The organism is Mycobacterium gordonae, from assembly GCF_001417955.2.
Classification (GTDB): Bacteria; Actinomycetota; Actinomycetes; order Mycobacteriales; family Mycobacteriaceae; genus Mycobacterium; species Mycobacterium gordonae_B.
Genome location: NZ_LKTM01000112.1, coordinates 12,699 through 28,425 on the forward strand (window position 1 = coordinate 12,699; position 15,727 = coordinate 28,425).

The following is a 15,727-nucleotide window of genomic DNA, read 5'->3' on the forward strand; positions in this document are numbered from 1 at the left end:
CCGGTGGCCTTCCAGGTGAACGGAACCCTCATGCCGGAGACCTCCCGCCGTCTGATACTAAAGTCGTTACAGTATAGATTTCAGCAGCTCGGCACTACTCGCCGGCTACACCGGTTTCAACGCTGAGGTAGGTGATCGGTCATGTCGTGGGCAATGCGTGGGCTGGGGATCACCCGGGAACTCGGCATGGTGCTGCCACGGACAGTGGCCGGCTTCAACGAATCGACGCGGTCGGGCCCTGCGACCGCGCGAGGTGTGCGCCAGTTCGGTGAAGTCTTTCTGGACGAACTTGTGCTGACCGGGTTTTCGGTGCTCGGGGGCAGCACGCCGCGCAACATCCGATCGCTGGACGCATGTGTCGCGGCGGCTGAGGAGTTGTCGGCGCTCGGCATCGACGGTGCGCACGCCGAACCGGCTCCGTTGCGGGTACGGTCCATCCGGCGCCACCGGATCGCCGGGCTGCACTACGAGCGGATGTCCTTCGAGCACGACCCCGTGCTGCCGCGGACGCTGGTCGACGCGGGCTTCGGCGGCCCGTCCCGGGCCGCGGTGCATCTGTGCCGGCACCGCTCACCCGGTCCGGATGGCCGTCGGCCCTGGCTCGTGTGGATACACGGCGCCGGCCAGGGCGGGGCCGAGGACATGTTGATGTCGCGCATCGACCGTATCTACCGAGGGCTCGGCTACAACGTCGCGATGCCCATCCAGCCGGGCCACGGAAGCCGTCGGGGCTATTGGCCGAGCTATCCGGACATGGATCCCCTGGGCAACGTCGCCGGCATGATGCGGTCGGTCTCGGAGATCCGCGCGGTGGTGCGCTGGGCGCGGCGGCAGGCCAGCGCGGTTGTGGTGGCCGGAGTTTCGATGGGCAGCCCGGTCGCCGCGCTGGTGTCGCACCTCGAGCGGGACGTCGACGCGGTGGCGCTGTATACGCCGATCCTGGGGCTCAACTCGATGATCGCGCGACACCTCGGACGCTCGGGGTCGGCGCACGGCGAGTACCGGCGGTTGCTGCGGTCGGAAGTAGTCTCCCAACTCACGACGGTGATCGACCCGCTGATGGCTGACCCGGCGCCCCCGCCGCAGCGCCGGCTGATCGTGGCCGCGCGCCACGACCGGATGGCGATGCTCGAACCGGCCCTGATGTTGCAGGAGAAGTGGGGCGGTCAATTGCACTGGTACGGGGGCGGCCATGTCAGCCATGTGTTCTCCCGCCGCGTGCAGGCCGTTTCCGAGCGCTTCCTGCGTGAGGTCAGAGACGATATGGCGCTGCGGACGGCCGATTGATGGGCGCGGTGCGCACCCCGCGCGAGGTGGTGGAGCTCTACAACCTCGTCGTCTGGAACGAACGTGACCTGCGGCTCGCCGAAGAATTATTCGCCGACAACGTCATTCGGCACGGCGTCGATGCGTCCCAGACGTTGACCCACGATCAGGCGGTGCAACGTGTCGCCGACATGTGGCAGGTATGTGACTCGCTGCGCTTCGACCTCAATATCGTGATTGCGGGCGATGACGGCGAGCACGTCGCCATCGTCTACGACTCGACCATCATGGCCAACGGCGCCGAAACCAACGTGGCCAGCATCGAGGTGTTCCGCGTCGTCGGCGGCCGGATCGCCGAGGTCTGGAATTGCGGCTACCAGCAAGGGGTTTGGAAGTGACTGAACGGGTGCTCGAGGAGTTGGGCTACTACCTGCTGGCCGGAGCCGGGGGTGAGGGGCCGGCGAGCCTGATGGACGAGGCGCGCCGCGGCGAAGAACTGGGCTTCGGCACCGCGTTCATCTCAGAACGCTGGAACGTCAAAGAGGCGTCGTCTCTGGTCGGGGCCGCCTGCGCGGTGACCAGTCGCATGCAGATCGCCACTGCCGCAACCAATCACAACACCCGCCATCCCCTGATCACCGGATCGTGGGCGACCACCATGCACCGCCTCTCCGGTGGACGTTTCACGCTGGGGATCGGTCGAGGCATCGCCGCGATCTACGGGGCGTTCGGCATACCCGCGGTGACCACGGCGCAGATGGAGGACTGGGCCCACGTGATGCGCCGGTTGTGGCACGGCGAGGTGATCTTCAACCACGACGGGCCGATGGGCAAGTACCCCATCCTGTTTCTGGACCGGGACTTCGACGAGGACATCCGCCTGGCGCTGGTGGCCTTCGGTCCCAAGACACTGGCGCTGGGCGGGCGCGCGTTCGACGATGTCATTCTGCACACCTACTTCACGCCCGAGACGCTGCAGCGCTGTGTGACAACGGTGAAGTCCGCGGCCGAGAAGGCCGGCCGCGACCCGGACAGCGTGCGGGTGTGGTCGTGCTTCGCGACGGTGGGCGACCACCTGCCCGAGCCGTTGCGGCTGAAGAAGACCGTCGCCCGGCTGGCCACCTACCTGCAGGGCTACGGCGACCTGATGGTGCGGACCAACAATTGGGATCCTGCTGTGCTGCAACGATTCCGCGAGGACTCGGTGGTCACGTCGATCGCCGGGGGAATCGATCACAAGGCCACAGCGGAACAGATCGAACACATCGCGACGCTGATCCCCGACGAATGGCTGGAGCCGTCGGCCACGGGCTCGGCCCAGCAGTGCGCCCAGCGGATCCGGCGCGAGTTCGACTACGGCGCCGACGCGGTGATTCTGCACGGCGCCACGCCCGACGAGCTCGAACCGGTGGTCGCGGCCTACCGCAGTTAGCCCTGTGAGCAGACGCGAACTCGCACGGATTCCGAAGGAATCGTGCGAGTTCGCGTCTGCTCGCGGTACACAATCAGGGCAGGATCACCGTGCGGGTGACCGGCTCGGCGGCCACCTGCCGCGCGTACAGCGCGCGCTGCAGCGAGGCCAGCAGCGCGTCCCGGGTCTCCCGCGGGTCGATGAGTTCGTCGAAACCGAAACCCTCGGCAGACCGGAAGGAAGCCTGCAACTCGGCGTCGCGCAGCTTGGCGGTCAGGTCCTCACCGGCGTGGGAGGCGCGGCTTAGGGCAGCGGCACTCATGGCTCCCATCGTGGCGCCCGGATAGGCGAAGGTGGCGGACTGGTGGTCGAAGCCAAGCAACGACATGACCATGGAGCCGAAGCCGTAGGCCTTGCGCAACGTGAGATGCAACTTGATCGTCGTCGCGGCCGTCTGCGCCGCGAACATCCGCCCGCCGCTTCGCAATACGCCGGTGCGCTCGGAGCGGCTGCCGGGCAGCATGCCCGGGTTGTCGGCCAGAAAGACGATGGGCAGATGGAAGGAGTCGGCGACCAGGATGAAATGCGCGGCCTTGTCCGCGGCATTGGCGTCGATCGAACCGGCCAGCACCTGCGGCTGGTTGGCGACGACGGCGACCGGATGCCCGCCCAGATGCGCCAGTGCGCAGATGATCGCCTTGCCGAACGACGGCTGGACCTCGAACCAGTCGGGACGGTCGAAGACCACGTCGAGCACCGCACGCATGTCGTAGACGCGGCGATTGTCGCGGGAGACGATGTTGAGCAACTCCGGGGTCGGCCGTGGCCCCGTCGTTTCGTCGGCGGGCAGTCCGGCCGGGTAGGACCAGGCGCTGGACGGAAAGTACGACAGGTAGCGGCGGATCTCGTCGAGCACGGTTTCGTCGTCCTCGGCGACGTTGTGAATGACCCCGCTGGGCAGCGCAACGTCCGGCCCGCCCAGGTCTTCTTTCGAAATGTCCTCTCCGGTGGATTCTTTCACCACTGGTGGCCCGGCAGTGAAGATGGTGCCGTGCCGGCTCATGATCCGGAAGTCGCAGACCGGGGCAACCAGCGCGCCGTGTCCGGCCGACGGGCCCAGCACCGCGGCGACCGTCGGCACCCGCCCCGAACACTGCGTCTGGGCCAGCAAATCGGTGGGCGTGCGCCCGTAGTGCCCACCGGTGGGCCGGAAACCCGCGCCGTCGAGCAGCATCACCAGCGGAACCCGGTCGCGCACCGCCAGTTCGGCGATCCGGTAACGCTTCGAATTGCCTCCCGGGCCGATGCTTCCGGCCAGCGTCGTGAAGTCCTCGGCCCCCACCAGCACCGGCTTTCCGTGCACCAGGCCCGAACCCGTGACGATCGCGTCGGCGGCGACGTCACCGCCGACCAGGGTGCCGATTTCCCGGAACGAACCCGGATCGACGAGTCGCTCGATGCGCGCCCTCGCGTCCAATTTGCCCTTGCCGCGGTGCTTGTCGAGGCGCTCGGAGCCGCCCATGCCGCGCGAGAGCCGGCGGCGACGGTCGAGATCGTCGAGCGTCTCCTGCCAGTCCTGAGAGTTGGCCATGTCTGCGGTCTCCCTCGTTGCCGAGCGGTCGATGGCTCACTGTAGCGCCGCGCTGACGTTGACCCTACCGAATCGCTTACTGTAGCTTTTGCCTCATGGTGCTCGGGGGCCTCAAGATCGACGGTGGCATACCCAACAGGCTGGACCGGGTGGTCGATGCGGCCGGCGCCCTGGAAGAACAGGGTTACGACGGCGGCTGGACCGCCGAGACCAGCCACGACCCGTTCCTGCCGCTGTTGCTGGCCGCCGAACACACCGCGCGCATCGAGCTGGGCACCAATATCGCGGTGGCGTTCGCCCGTAACCCGATGACCGTCGCCAACCTTGCATGGGACCTGCAGGCCTATTCGCAGGGACGGTTCATCCTGGGGCTGGGCACCCAGATTCAGGCCCACATCGAGAAGCGGTTCAGCATGCCGTGGAGTCACCCGGCCCGGCGGATGCGCGAGTTCGTGACCGCCCTGCAGGCGATCTGGTCGGCCTGGAAAGACGGCACGAAGCTCCGGTTCGAGGGCGAGTTCTACACGCACAAGATCATGACCCCGATGTTCACGCCCGAGCCGCACCCGTATGCGTTGCCGAAGATCTATCTCGCCGCCGTCGGAGAGGCGATGACCGAGATGTGCGGCGAGGTCGCCGACGGGCATCTCGGGCACCCCATGGTGTCCAAGCGCTACCTGACCGACGTCACCCTGCCCATCCTGCAGCGCGGCATCGCGCGTTCCGGTCGTGAACGCGGCGACTTCGAGGTGTCGGCCGAGGTGATGGTCGCCACCGGCACCAACGAGGACGAGCTGAAAACCGCCATGGCGGCCACCCGCAAACAGATCGCGTTCTACGGTTCCACGCCCGCCTACCGCAAGGTGCTCGACGTGCACGGCTGGGGTGACCTGCATGACGAACTGCACCGCCTCTCCAAGGAAGGCGAGTGGGACGCCATGGGGTCGCTGATCGATGACGAGATCCTCGGCACGTTCGCGGTCGTGGGCCCGGCCGACGAAGTCGGTGCCGCGCTGCGCGCCCGCTGCGAGGGTGTGGCCGACCGGGTGCTACCCATTTTCTACGCCGCCTCGCAGGACTGTATTCGTCTGGCGTTGAAAGATTTTCGCCAGTGAGCGCACCGACGATGGAAGAGGCTGCCAGACTGCTGGCCGACCCACAGGCCTACACCGATGAACAACGGCTCCACGCGGCCCTCACCCGGCTGCGGGCCGACGCGCCGGTGTGCCGCGTCGAAGTGCCGGGTTACCGGCCGTTCTGGGCGATCACCAAGTACGCCGACGTCATGGACATCGAGCGCAACAACGCGCTGTTCACCAACTGGCCCCGGCCGGTGCTGGCGACCATCGAGGGCGACGAGCTGCAGGCCGCCTCCGGCGTGCGCACCCTGATCCATCTCGACGACCCGCAACACCGGGTGGTGCGAGCCATCGGTTCGGACTGGTTCCGCCCGAAAGCCATGCGCGCGCTGAAGATCCGCGTGGACGAGCTGGCCAGGATCTACGTCGACAAGATGATGGCGGCCGGCCCGGAATGTGACTTCGTCCAAGAGGTCGCGGTGAATTTCCCGCTCTACGTGATCATGTCGCTGCTCGGCATACCGGAGGCGGACTTCCCTCGCATGCTCAAGCTGACCCAGGAGCTGTTCGGCAGCGACGACAGCGAGTACAGGCGCGGCACCACGGCCGAAGACCAGTTGCCGGCCCTGCTGGACATGTTCAGCTACTTCAACGGCGTCACAGCCGCGCGCCGCGAGAACCCGACGGAGGATCTGTCGTCCGCGATCGCCAATGCCCGCATCGACGGCGAACCGCTGTCGGATATCGAGACGGTGTCCTACTACCTGATCGTGGCCACCGCCGGTCACGACACCACCAGCGCCACCATCTCCGGTGGGCTGCATGCGCTGCTGGAAAATCCGGACCAGCTGCGGCGACTGCGGGACGACCCGGGCCTGATGCCGCGTGCCACCGAGGAGATGATCCGGTGGGTCACCCCGGTCCGGCATTTCATGCGCACCGCCGCCGCCGACACCATGGTGCGCGGAGTCCCGATCGCGGCCGGCGAATCGGTGCTGTTGTCGTACGTGTCGGCCAATCGGGACGAGGACGTGTTCGACGATCCGTTCCGCTTCGACGTCGGACGCGAGCCCAACAAACATGTGGCCTTCGGATATGGCGTGCACTTCTGCATGGGCGCCGCACTGGCCCGAATGGAGGTGGGCAGCTTCTTCACCGAGTTGCTGCCCAGGCTGAAGTCCATCGAGCTGGCCGGCGATCCGCAACTGGTCGCGGCGACGTTCGTCGGGGGTCTCAAGCACCTGCCGGTCCGGTATTCGCTGTCCTAGGATGCCTTCGATATGACGCGTAAGACGATCGTCATCACCGGCGCCAGTGACGGCATCGGCGCCGCGGCCGCGCGGCAGCTGACCCGCGGCGGCGCACACGTTGTCGTAGTGGGCCGCTCGCAGAGCAAGACCACCGCGGTGGCACAGGAACTCGGCGCGGACTACCACGTGGCCGACTTCGCCGACCTGTCGCAGGTGCGGGCGCTGGCGGACAAGATCCGCTGCGAGTACTCACGAATCGACGTGCTGGCCAACAACGCGGGTGGCATGTGCCGAGAGCTCGAGATGACCGCCGACGGCCTGGAGAAGACGTATCAGGTCAACTACCTGGCACCATTCCTGCTCACCACGCAGTTGATGGACATGCTCGCCGACTCCCGCGCGACCGTCGTCAACACCACCAGCTCGTCGCAACGGCTGCTGCCGAAAGTCACAATCTCCGACCTCGAGCACACCGCCGAGCGCCGGCCCGGCATCGCCTACGCGCTTACCAAACTGGCAATCGTGTTGTTCACCAAGGAATTACATCGCCGCTACCATGACAGCGGCGTGTCGGCGGCCACCTTCCATCCCGGCTACGTCAACTCCAACTTCGGCGATGCCTCAGGCTCGCGGCTCCTGCTGTTCATGAAGAACTATGTTCCGGTGACGGCGCGATTCACGGCCACCGTGGACCAGGGGGCCGAACAGCTGGTCTGGCTGGCCTCGAGCGCTCCCGGTGTCGACTGGCAGCCAGGGGAGTACTACTCCAAGCACAAGGTCGCCAAGGCCAACCGCGCGGCGTACGACCCCGTCCTGGCCGGCGAACTGTGGGATCGCACGCTGGCCGCGCTGTCTAGGACTTAGGGTCGCTGTCGGGCTGTCGCCGTGGGGGCGGTAATACTGGTTGCGCTACCGGAAGGGGAATTCGTGCTGGGTGTTCATCACGCCGCCATCTGTACCGCCGACGTGGGGCGTTCGCTGCGCTTCTGGCGGGACGGGCTGGGGCTGACCGAGTTGTTCGACCACACCTTCACCGGCGACTGGCCAGAGTTGTTCGGAGCCAAGACGGATCAGTTGAGATCGATCTTCCTGGGGGACCCGCAGGCGCCCGACGGCGGCATCGTCGAGTTGGTGGAGTTGTCCGGCGCGGGCGAGGCGCCGAGTGAGTACTCCGGGCCCCGGCACGGCTTCTTTCTGCTGTCGTTGCAGCGCGAGGTGGACGCCACCCTGTCTGCGCTGGCCGACCTGGGATTCACCGACGGCGTCCGCCAGATCACCATGCCCGCCCCGGCGGGCAAGACCGTTCCCATGGCGGTGATCACCGCGCCGGACGGAGTGCTGGTCGAGTTGATCGGACCCGCGGCGTGAGCGCCACCGGCGCCTCGGTGGCCCTGGTGACCGGCGGCGGGTCCGGCATCGGGAGAGAAGCTGCCGCCATGTTGCGCGACGCCGGCCACGACGTCGTGGTGTGGGACGTCGCCGGAGGCGACATCGATTGCGACATCAGCGATCTCGACGCAGTGCAGGCGGCGATGGAGCAAACCGTCCGGGAGCACGGGGTGCCTACCCGGGTGGTGGCCTCGGCCGGTATCGGTTCGTCGGGTCTGCTGCTGGCCATCGATCCGGCCGAGTGGCAGCGGGTGCTGGCCGTCAATCTCACCGGCACCTTTCACACCATCCGGGCGGCTGCCCAGGCCATGGTCGACGCCGAAGTCCAGGGCTCGATCGTGGTCGTCTCCAGCATCAGCGGCACCGTCGCGGACCGGGACATGGGGGCCTACTGCGTATCGAAGGCCGGCCTGGACATGCTGGTGAAGGTCGCGGCCGTCGAGTGGGGTGTGCACGGCATCCGCGTCAACGCCGTCGGGCCCGGCGTCACCCGGACCCCGATGCTCCCCGACGCCGAGAAGTGGCCCGCCTGGGTGGAGGGGATGTCCAAGCGCACCGCGCTGCGCCGGCTGGGAGAACCCGGCGACGTGGCGCAGGCGATCGTCGGGGTCCTCGAAATGTCCTGGGTGACAGGCCAAGTGCTGCACGCCGACGGCGGGCTGTCGCTGCACAGCCCGATCGACGCCTACGGTCAGGTGGAGAAGCTGATGCGGCTCAAGAAGCTACAGGAACTGCACAAGGCGAAGCAGCAGGCGAACGACTCCTAGCCCGCGAGCGTGAACGCCACGACGCCCCGGCGGCGTGTCGCGTCGCCATATTCACAATCGGCGACGGGGCCTACGAAAGCCCGTAATCGATCACGCCCCTGACTATTTCACCGTTCAACAGGTCGGCGTAGGCCTGGTTGATGTCGTCGAGACGGTAGCGCCTGGTGATCATCTCGTCGAGCTGCAGCTGACCGGTCTGGTAGAGCCGGGCGAGCCGGGAGATGTCGGCCTTGCCGTTGCACGAGCCGAAGATGGTGCCCGCCAACGTCTTGTTCATCAGGATGAAGTCCTGCAGGTTGATATTGACTGAATGGGTCAGTTGCGAAGTCATGCCGGTGAGCACACACGTCCCGCCCTTGCGGGTCAGCGCCACCGCATCGCGTACGTCGTCGGCGGTGATCAGCGACGGCGACACCACCACCGAGTCCGCCATCACCCCATAGGTGAGGCCGCGCACCAGGTCGGTGGCCTCGGCCACCGACGCGACGGAGTGGGTAGCGCCGAACTGCAGGGCCGACTTCTGTTTGAACTCCACCGGATCGACGGCGATGATCTGCGCGGCGCCGTTGATGCGGGCACCCTGGATCGCGCCGGTGCCGATGCCGCCGGCCCCGATGACGACGACGGTGTCGCCGCCGCGCACCCCGGCCCGGTTGGCGGCCGAGCCATACCCCGTCGGGATCGCGCAGGACAGCAGGGCACTGGGCACCAGGGGCAGGTCGCGCTCGATCTTGATCAACGAATTCACGGACACCACAGTGTGTTTGGCGAATGCGCCGACCTTGGCCAGGTGGCCCAGCGGCTTACCGTCGGCGGTGTGATGACGGAAGGTGCCGTCGGTCGGCATGCCCGGAATCATGGTGCCCATGCCCTGATCGCAGATGTACTCCATGCCGCTGGCGCACCAACGGCACTGCCCGCACACGGCGACGAACGACATCACCACGTGGTCACCCACCGCGAAATCGGTGACGCCGGGGCCTACTTCGCGCACGACGCCCGAACCCTCATGGCCGCCGATCATCGGGAACATGGTCGGCAGTCCCAGGGCCTTCATCACCTCGTTGGGCGCCGACATGTCGCCCTTGAGGATGTGATCGTCGGAGTGACACAACCCCGCCGCGGCCATTTCGACCAGGGCCTCGCCGGCCCGCGGCGCGTCCAGTTCGAAGTCCTCGACCGACCAGGGTCCGCCGATACCGTGCAGGATCGCCGCGCGGCTTTTCATGATGCGGGACTGAAGGTGACGGGAAGTTTGTTGGGAGAGCGGAAGACCAGTCCGACGATCTTGGACTCGACGCCGGTGCCGTCGTCGGGGACGAACCGCAGATCTTGGACTCTGTCGAACAGGCTGTTGAGCATCACCCGTGTCTCCAGCCGGGCCAGGTGCATGCCCAGGCACATGTGAATGCCGCCGGCGAAGGCGATGTGGGCCTGCCGCGGGCGGCGGATGTCGAAGGAATTCGGGTCCTTCCAACGGGTTTCGTCACGGTTGGCCGACCCCATACACATGTCGATCTGTGCGCCGGCCGGAATCGTCTTGCCGCCCAGTTCGATTTCGCGGGTCGTGGTGCGCATGACCATGGTCAGCGGGGTCTCGTAGCGCAGGCCTTCCTCCATCGCCACCGGGATCAGCGACCGGTCCCGATAGACCATCTCCAACTGCTCGGGGTTGGTCAGCAGCGCGTGCAGCAGATTCCCGGACGAGCGATAGGTGGTTTCCAGCCCTGCCGGCAACAGCAGCCGCAAGAACGCGATGATGGCTTCGTCGGTCAGCTTCTCGCCGTCGATCTCGGCGGCCACCAGGTCGCCGATGATGTCGTTGGTGAGCTTGCGGCGACGCTGCTCGACCTGGTTGAGGAAGTAACCGTGCAACTCGCCGGCCGCGGTCAGGCCGGCCATGATGTCGGTCGAAATCGAGATGAGATCCATCGACAGTCGACGGAACATGTCCAGGTCTTCGCGCGGCAGCCCGAGCAGTTCGGAGATGATCCGGGTGGGGAACTCGAAGGTCAGTGCCTTCACCAGATCGGCGTGTCCGTCCTTCTTGATCTCGTCGATGAGCTGGTCGCACACCGGTCCGATGACCGACGGCTCCCAGCGTTCCAGGGCGGTGGCCCGGAAGGCCTTGGCCACCAGGCTGCGGTGGTCATGATGCTCCTTGCCGCCCATCGCAAGGATGGTGTGGCCCATCACCAACCCGATTGTCTCGTCGTACTTGGCGGAGGTGAACGTCGCGTCGTCGCGGAAGCCGTGGAACACGTCGTCATAGCCGAAGAAGACCCATTCGTCGCTGGGTCGCAGTTCCTCCGGCACCTGCTCGGTATCCATCAGCCCGCCGTGCCAGACCGGGTCGGTGCGGCGCATGTACTCGAAGAACGGGTACGGACTGTTCTCGCCGGTGAAGTCGAGCGCGACGGGCGCACCCTCTTGGTCGGTGCTGACCGTCATCAGCGCTCCTCCCTGAGCAACCGAGTTTGCCCGGGCACGCGGGCAGGACAGTGGAATGTCGCTATCATAATATAAATAGCAACGAAGCTGAACGACGGGCCGGAAGGCGGTGACATCGGAATGCCGCAGCGTCGATTCGTCTGTGCCGTCGACGAGTTGCCGCCGGGCGCGATGAAGCTGGTCGACATCGGGAAATTCGGGGTGGGCGTGTACAACGTCCGCGGTTCGCTGTACGCCATTGTGAACTACTGCTCGCACGAGGGTGCGCCGCTGTGCCTGGGCCTGCTGGGCGGCACCAACGAGCCCGCACCCGACCAGCCCGACGGGGTGCGCCGGGTGCGTGACGGTCAGATCGTCCGATGCCCTTGGCACAATTGGGAATTCGACATCACCACCGGGCGCAACGTGGCTGACCCGTCCCGGCGCGTCCGCACCTACCAGGTTGACGTCACCGATGGGGAAGTGTTCGTGACCGCATGACCGGCCCGGTAATCGACGCCAACGTCCAGCCGCATTTCCGCTACAACGCCGAGATCCGGCGCTATCTCCCGCCCGCCCACAAGCTGCGGTCGATCCCAGACGTCGAACAGCAGTGGTACCAGGCGCCCGGCGGCGATTACCGCGCCGATCTGTACGGCGACGGGTATCCAGGGTCGGATCCGGAGACCGTGAGCCGCCACCTGTTCGACGAAGGCGGGTCGCACTACGCGATCCTGAACCCGCTGACCCGGGGCAATATCGCCGACTACCTGCTGAACAGCCGTATCTGCGCCGCGGTCAACGACTGGCTGCTGAACCGCTGGCTGGAGCCGGACAACACCGACCGCTTCCGGGGCACCATCCGGGTCAACCCGGAAGATCCCAGAGGCGCGGTCGCCGAGATCGAGCGCCTGGCCGGCCACCCCAAGCTGGTGCAGGTCGGCGTACCGATGCAGTCCCGCGAGCCGTTCGGCAAGCCGATGTTCGAACCGATCTGGGAGGCCGCCGCCGCCCACGGGCTGCCGGTGGCGGTGCACATCAACGGCGGCAACGGCGTCGACCATGCGCCCACGTTCGCCGGGCATGCGCACACCTATCCGGGCTACGCGTCCTTCATGCCGCTGAATTACTTCGTGCACCTGGCCACGTTGATCGTCGAGGGCGTGTTCGGACGGCATCCGGGGCTGAAGTTCGTGTTCGCCGACGGCGGCTACGACATCCTGACGCCGCTGATGTGGCGGCTGGACACCTTCTGGCTGTCAATGCGAGACCAGACACCGTGGGTGGACCGCTATCCCAGTGAATACCTGCCGGGACATGTCCGGTTCTGCTCGTCGGCGCTCGACGGGCCGGCCGACACCACGCACGCGGCCCGATGGTTGGACTTCTCCGGCAAGGCGGACCTGATCATGTACGGGTCGAGTTATCCCCATTGGTCGACGTCTTCCCCCGACGACGTGACGGACGGGCTGACCAGCGAACAACGGGAAAAAGTTCTGTGGCGCAACGCCTCTGAGCTGTACGGGTTGCCGGTGAGTGAAGGAAGCACGTTATGACAATTGTCGAACGGTCGGAGTCGGACATCACGCAGGACGTCGCGGTCACCGTCGTCGACACCGATGTGCACCCGCTGCCCGTCTCCGCCGACGTGCTCAAGTCCTACGCCCCGGCCGAGTGGGTGGACAAGATCTGGCCGACCGGCAACGCGGTGACGCCGGTGCCCCATTTCTATGACACCCCGGACTCGTACAAGACGATGTCGATGCGACTGGACGCCGCGCCGCCGGGCGGCGGATTCGCCGGCAGCGACCCGGACTACGCCGCCAAGCAGTTGCTGGTCGACGCCGGCGTCAGCATCGCCTCGCTGGAGCCGATGTGCGATGCGCAGTTGCCGCAGGCCGAGCACGTGCTGAAGTCGACCTACAACGACTGGCTCGCCGACGTGTGGCTGGGCAAGCACAACTGGCACGGCCGCTGGCGCGGATCGATCAGTGTCAGCGCGCAGACGCCCGAGCAGGCGGCACGGGAAGTCGAGCGGTGGGCGGGCCATCCGCATATGCACCAGGTGCTGATGACGCCGCAGACTCGCGGAATACCTTTCGGCAACTCGCATTTCGACCCGCTGTATGCGGCGGCGGCGCGCAACGGCCTGCCGGTGGCCACCCACCTGATGGGTCAGACGCCGTTCGAGCTGATTCCGCTGTACCCGGTCGGCAACCCGGCGCACTGGCACGACTTCTTCGCCTCCTGGCCGCTGCTGTACGTCTCCCATCTGATGAGCCTGGTCTTCGACGGCGCATTCGATCGTCGTCCCGATCTGCGGGTGGTGTTCATCGAGGGCGGCTTCACCTGGGCCATGCCGGTGATGACCCGCATGGACCGGATCTGGGAGGCTCGCCGCGGCGACCTGCCGCACGTGCGGCGGCGCCCGTCGGAATACGTGCGCGAGCACGTGCGGTTCACCACCCAGCCGCTGGAAGACGCCGACACCGTGCAGTTCCGCGAGTATCTGGAAATGATGGACCTGGGCGACAACCTGATGTTCTCGACGGACTACCCGCACTGGAGCTACGACTCCCCGATGTATGCCATCAACCGGTTCCCGCGCGAGCAGCGGGAGCGGATCATGCGCGGCAACGCGACGGCCCTCTACGGTCTGCCCGCGACCGTCAAGGCCCTGCCCGGCGAGCGCGTCGACGGCGGTACGGTTCTCGATTAGCCGTACAAGTCCGTTTTCAGGTCGAGCCGGAAGATCAGAGGGCATGACACAAACGAATCTCACTCGGCCGCAGGGCCTGGGCCGTATCGATCCTGAGCTCAGAGACGCCGCTTCGGCGCTCGCCATGGTCGAGTTCAGTGCCGACACCCTGCCGGCCGAGCGCGAGCGTGCCGACCGGGAGGCCGCCGAACGGGCCGCCGCGGTCGACACCACCGGAGTCACCGTTGAGTCGCTTGCGATTCCCGGTCCGGACGGCGGCGAACTCAACCTACGGTTGTATCGCGGTGCCACCGGAACGGGCGTGCCGCTGGTGATCTACGCCCACGGCGGCGCATTCGTCACCGGCAACCTGGACACCGACCATGCGCACTGCGTCGAGTTGGCCCGCGACGCCGGCTGCCTACTGGTGTCGGTCGATTACCGCCTCGCTCCCGAGAACCCGTGCCCCGCTGCACTCGACGACGTCGAAGCGGCGCTGTGGTATGCCATCAAGCACGCGTCCGAACTGGACATCGACGCCGCTCGCCTGGCCGTGATGGGCCGCGATGCAGGTGGTGCGCTGGTCGCCGGAGTGGCCCAGCGCGTGTTCGACGCGGAGGGCCCACGGATCGCGGTGCAGATCCTGCATCAGCCCATGCTCGACTCCGACGCGACGCCCTCGCGGCGGGAGTTTCAGCGCACACCGGGGCTCAACGGTCCGGCGGTCAGCCGGGCGTGGGGACACTACCTCGAGCACGCCACCGCCACCGGGCAGTTGGTGCCCGCGCACCGCGCGAACCTGGAGGGATTACCGCCCGCGTTCGTCAGCTGCTCAGACGTCGACCCGTGCCGCGACGAGGCCATCGACTACGCGAACCGGCTGCTGCACGCCTACGTGCCCGCCAGCCTGCACGTCATCGCCGCGACGTTCCACGGCTTCGACTCCGTGGTACCCGATTGGGTTGTCTCGCAAGAGAATCGGGCACTGCACGCCCAGACACTGCGGCGCGCGTTCGCCGTCTGACCGCGCGCGCCCAGCGTGAACACAGGGCGAATTTCGGCGCTGTTTCCCGCCCTCAGTTCACGCTCGGCGACAGGGGTCCGGCTAAACCGGCGTGAACTTGGTGATCAGCCACTTGCCGTCGACCAGGGCGAGGTTCACCAGCGCGCTGCTGGCCGCCATCGACGGCTCGGGGTTGTCCTTGCTGGTGGTGCTCTGGTCCACGAACACCAGCACGACCGCTGAGTCGGGGTGCAGTTCCTGCACCGCGGCGCGCATGACGTGCGCCGAGGTCTTCAGCGACTTCTGCTTGGCCGCGGGCGCGACGATCTGCTGGGTGAACTGGTCGTAGTAGGACAGGAAGTCACCGGTCAGGTGCGAGCGGGCGGCGGCGAAGTCCTTGTCGAGGCTGTCGGGAGAGTAGGACAGCAACGCGACCGTGCCGTCGGAGGCTGCGCTGACCGCCGCGCGCGCCACGCCGGGACTGGTCCGCTGGTCCGGCTTGTGATAGTGGGCGTACAGCCAGGCCGTCACCCCACCGGAGATCAGGACCAGCACGATCAGGATCACCGGGATGGGCTTGACGGTGATCTTCCGGCTCCAGATGTCGCGCCGCCAGTTTCGCTTGGGCTCCGCGGGCCGGGCTTCCTCGACGGCCGCAACCTCGGTTTCGTCGTCCGCGTCTGCTTCGGCTTCGTCGTCGACGTCCCCATAGGCCTCATCGGCCGGGTAGGCGTCGTCGGCGTAATTGTCGGGATGGTCGTCGGCGTAGTTGTCGAGCTCGGCGTCGTGCTCTTCGCCGACGGTGTCGATCACCGCGGTTTCGGCGTCTTTGTTCGCGTCCCG

16 protein-coding genes are annotated in these 15,727 nt (G+C 66.8%); 12 read left to right on the top strand and 4 right to left on the bottom strand.

Going from position 1 to position 15,727, the window contains the following annotated elements:
* Positions 1-141 precede the first annotated feature (141 nt).
* The 3 genes from AO501_RS10910 to AO501_RS10920 are packed head-to-tail and all read left to right on the top strand — an operon-like array spanning position 142 to position 2,698.
* Positions 142-1,287 carry a PHB depolymerase family esterase gene (locus AO501_RS10910; protein ID WP_055577730.1) on the top strand — a complete coding sequence of 382 codons (1,146 nt, stop codon included), beginning with the start codon at positions 142-144 and terminating at the stop codon, positions 1,285-1,287.
* Positions 1,287-1,664: a nuclear transport factor 2 family protein gene (locus AO501_RS10915; RefSeq protein WP_055577731.1), complete on the top strand. Its 378-nt coding sequence runs from the start codon at positions 1,287-1,289 to the stop codon at positions 1,662-1,664. Before AO501_RS10910 ends, AO501_RS10915 begins: the two co-directional genes overlap by 1 nt.
* Positions 1,661-2,698: a TIGR03857 family LLM class F420-dependent oxidoreductase gene (locus tag AO501_RS10920; RefSeq protein ID WP_055577732.1), complete on the top strand. Its 1,038-nt coding sequence runs from the start codon at positions 1,661-1,663 to the stop codon at positions 2,696-2,698. Before AO501_RS10915 ends, AO501_RS10920 begins: the two co-directional genes overlap by 4 nt.
* Positions 2,699-2,771: 73 nt before the next feature.
* Here AO501_RS10920 and AO501_RS10925 read toward each other — a convergent pair whose 3' ends face one another.
* Positions 2,772-4,268, bottom strand: coding sequence for an acyl-CoA carboxylase subunit beta (locus tag AO501_RS10925; protein WP_055577733.1), 1,497 nt, complete (start codon positions 4,266-4,268; stop codon positions 2,772-2,774).
* Between the two features lie 95 nt (positions 4,269-4,363).
* On the opposite strand from AO501_RS10925, the gene AO501_RS10930 reads away from it, so the two are divergent.
* The 5 genes from AO501_RS10930 to AO501_RS10950 are packed head-to-tail and all read left to right on the top strand — an operon-like array spanning position 4,364 to position 8,753.
* On the top strand, positions 4,364-5,383 hold the full coding sequence (locus AO501_RS10930; protein WP_055577734.1) for an LLM class F420-dependent oxidoreductase: 1,020 nt from the start codon (positions 4,364-4,366) through the stop codon (positions 5,381-5,383).
* Positions 5,384-5,394: 11 nt separating this feature from the next.
* Entirely contained in the window at positions 5,395-6,615 is a 1,221-nt protein-coding gene (locus AO501_RS10935; RefSeq protein WP_055577910.1) for a cytochrome P450, read from the top strand.
* 12 nt (positions 6,616-6,627) lie between these two features.
* Positions 6,628-7,461 carry an SDR family NAD(P)-dependent oxidoreductase gene (locus tag AO501_RS10940; RefSeq protein WP_055577735.1) on the top strand — a complete coding sequence of 278 codons (834 nt, stop codon included), beginning with the start codon at positions 6,628-6,630 and terminating at the stop codon, positions 7,459-7,461.
* Positions 7,462-7,482: 21 nt separating this feature from the next.
* Entirely contained in the window at positions 7,483-7,965 is a 483-nt protein-coding gene (locus AO501_RS10945; RefSeq protein WP_055577736.1) for a VOC family protein, read from the top strand.
* Positions 7,962-8,753 carry an SDR family NAD(P)-dependent oxidoreductase gene (locus AO501_RS10950; RefSeq protein ID WP_231752438.1) on the top strand — a complete coding sequence of 264 codons (792 nt, stop codon included), beginning with the start codon at positions 7,962-7,964 and terminating at the stop codon, positions 8,751-8,753. The genes AO501_RS10945 and AO501_RS10950 overlap by 4 nt, the downstream gene beginning before the upstream one ends.
* Positions 8,754-8,823: 70 nt before the next feature.
* On the opposite strand, the gene AO501_RS10955 is transcribed toward AO501_RS10950, so the two are convergent.
* Positions 8,824-9,981 carry a Zn-dependent alcohol dehydrogenase gene (locus tag AO501_RS10955; protein ID WP_055577737.1) on the bottom strand — a complete coding sequence of 386 codons (1,158 nt, stop codon included), beginning with the start codon at positions 9,979-9,981 and terminating at the stop codon, positions 8,824-8,826.
* Positions 9,978-11,204, bottom strand: coding sequence for a cytochrome P450 (locus AO501_RS10960; protein WP_055577738.1), 1,227 nt, complete (start codon positions 11,202-11,204; stop codon positions 9,978-9,980). Before AO501_RS10960 ends, AO501_RS10955 begins: the two co-directional genes overlap by 4 nt.
* Positions 11,205-11,324: 120 nt before the next feature.
* Here AO501_RS10960 and AO501_RS10965 point away from each other — a divergent pair, with 120 nt between their 5' ends.
* From AO501_RS10965 to AO501_RS10980, 4 genes are read left to right on the top strand one after another with little or no spacing between them, the layout of a single operon-like run.
* Positions 11,325-11,684 (top strand): Rieske (2Fe-2S) protein, encoded by a 360-nt coding sequence (locus AO501_RS10965; protein WP_055577739.1) that lies wholly within the window; start codon positions 11,325-11,327, stop codon positions 11,682-11,684.
* Complete coding sequence (locus AO501_RS10970) at positions 11,681-12,739, top strand: amidohydrolase family protein (protein ID WP_055577740.1); 1,059 nt, start codon at positions 11,681-11,683, stop codon at positions 12,737-12,739. The genes AO501_RS10965 and AO501_RS10970 overlap by 4 nt, the downstream gene beginning before the upstream one ends.
* Entirely contained in the window at positions 12,736-13,902 is a 1,167-nt protein-coding gene (locus AO501_RS10975) for an amidohydrolase family protein (RefSeq protein ID WP_055577741.1), read from the top strand. Before AO501_RS10970 ends, AO501_RS10975 begins: the two co-directional genes overlap by 4 nt.
* Positions 13,903-13,945: 43 nt before the next feature.
* Positions 13,946-14,905, top strand: coding sequence for an alpha/beta hydrolase (locus AO501_RS10980; protein WP_055577742.1), 960 nt, complete (start codon positions 13,946-13,948; stop codon positions 14,903-14,905).
* Positions 14,906-14,986: 81 nt separating this feature from the next.
* On the opposite strand, the gene AO501_RS10985 is transcribed toward AO501_RS10980, so the two are convergent.
* Positions 14,987-15,694: a hypothetical protein gene (locus AO501_RS10985; RefSeq protein ID WP_371935002.1), complete on the bottom strand. Its 708-nt coding sequence runs from the start codon at positions 15,692-15,694 to the stop codon at positions 14,987-14,989.
* Between the last annotated feature and the right edge of the window lie 33 nt (positions 15,695-15,727).

Bases quoted from the DNA above. Each gene is read 5' to 3' on its own strand.
- AO501_RS10910 (WP_055577730.1), top strand. From the start codon at position 142: ATGTCGTGGGCAATGCGTGGGCTGGGGATCACCCGGGAACTCGGCATG.
- AO501_RS10930 (WP_055577734.1), top strand. From the start codon at position 4,364: ATGGTGCTCGGGGGCCTCAAGATCGACGGTGGCATACCCAACAGGCTG.
- AO501_RS10955 (WP_055577737.1), bottom strand. From the start codon at position 9,981: ATGAAAAGCCGCGCGGCGATCCTGCACGGTATCGGCGGACCCTGGTCG.
- AO501_RS10915 (WP_055577731.1), top strand. From the start codon at position 1,287: ATGGGCGCGGTGCGCACCCCGCGCGAGGTGGTGGAGCTCTACAACCTC.
- AO501_RS10970 (WP_055577740.1), top strand. From the start codon at position 11,681: ATGACCGGCCCGGTAATCGACGCCAACGTCCAGCCGCATTTCCGCTAC.
- AO501_RS10960 (WP_055577738.1), bottom strand. From the start codon at position 11,204: ATGACGGTCAGCACCGACCAAGAGGGTGCGCCCGTCGCGCTCGACTTC.
- AO501_RS10980 (WP_055577742.1), top strand. From the start codon at position 13,946: ATGACACAAACGAATCTCACTCGGCCGCAGGGCCTGGGCCGTATCGAT.
- AO501_RS10965 (WP_055577739.1), top strand. From the start codon at position 11,325: ATGCCGCAGCGTCGATTCGTCTGTGCCGTCGACGAGTTGCCGCCGGGC.
- AO501_RS10935 (WP_055577910.1), top strand. From the start codon at position 5,395: ATGGAAGAGGCTGCCAGACTGCTGGCCGACCCACAGGCCTACACCGAT.
- AO501_RS10940 (WP_055577735.1), top strand. From the start codon at position 6,628: ATGACGCGTAAGACGATCGTCATCACCGGCGCCAGTGACGGCATCGGC.
- AO501_RS10925 (WP_055577733.1), bottom strand. From the start codon at position 4,268: ATGGCCAACTCTCAGGACTGGCAGGAGACGCTCGACGATCTCGACCGT.
- AO501_RS10975 (WP_055577741.1), top strand. From the start codon at position 12,736: ATGACAATTGTCGAACGGTCGGAGTCGGACATCACGCAGGACGTCGCG.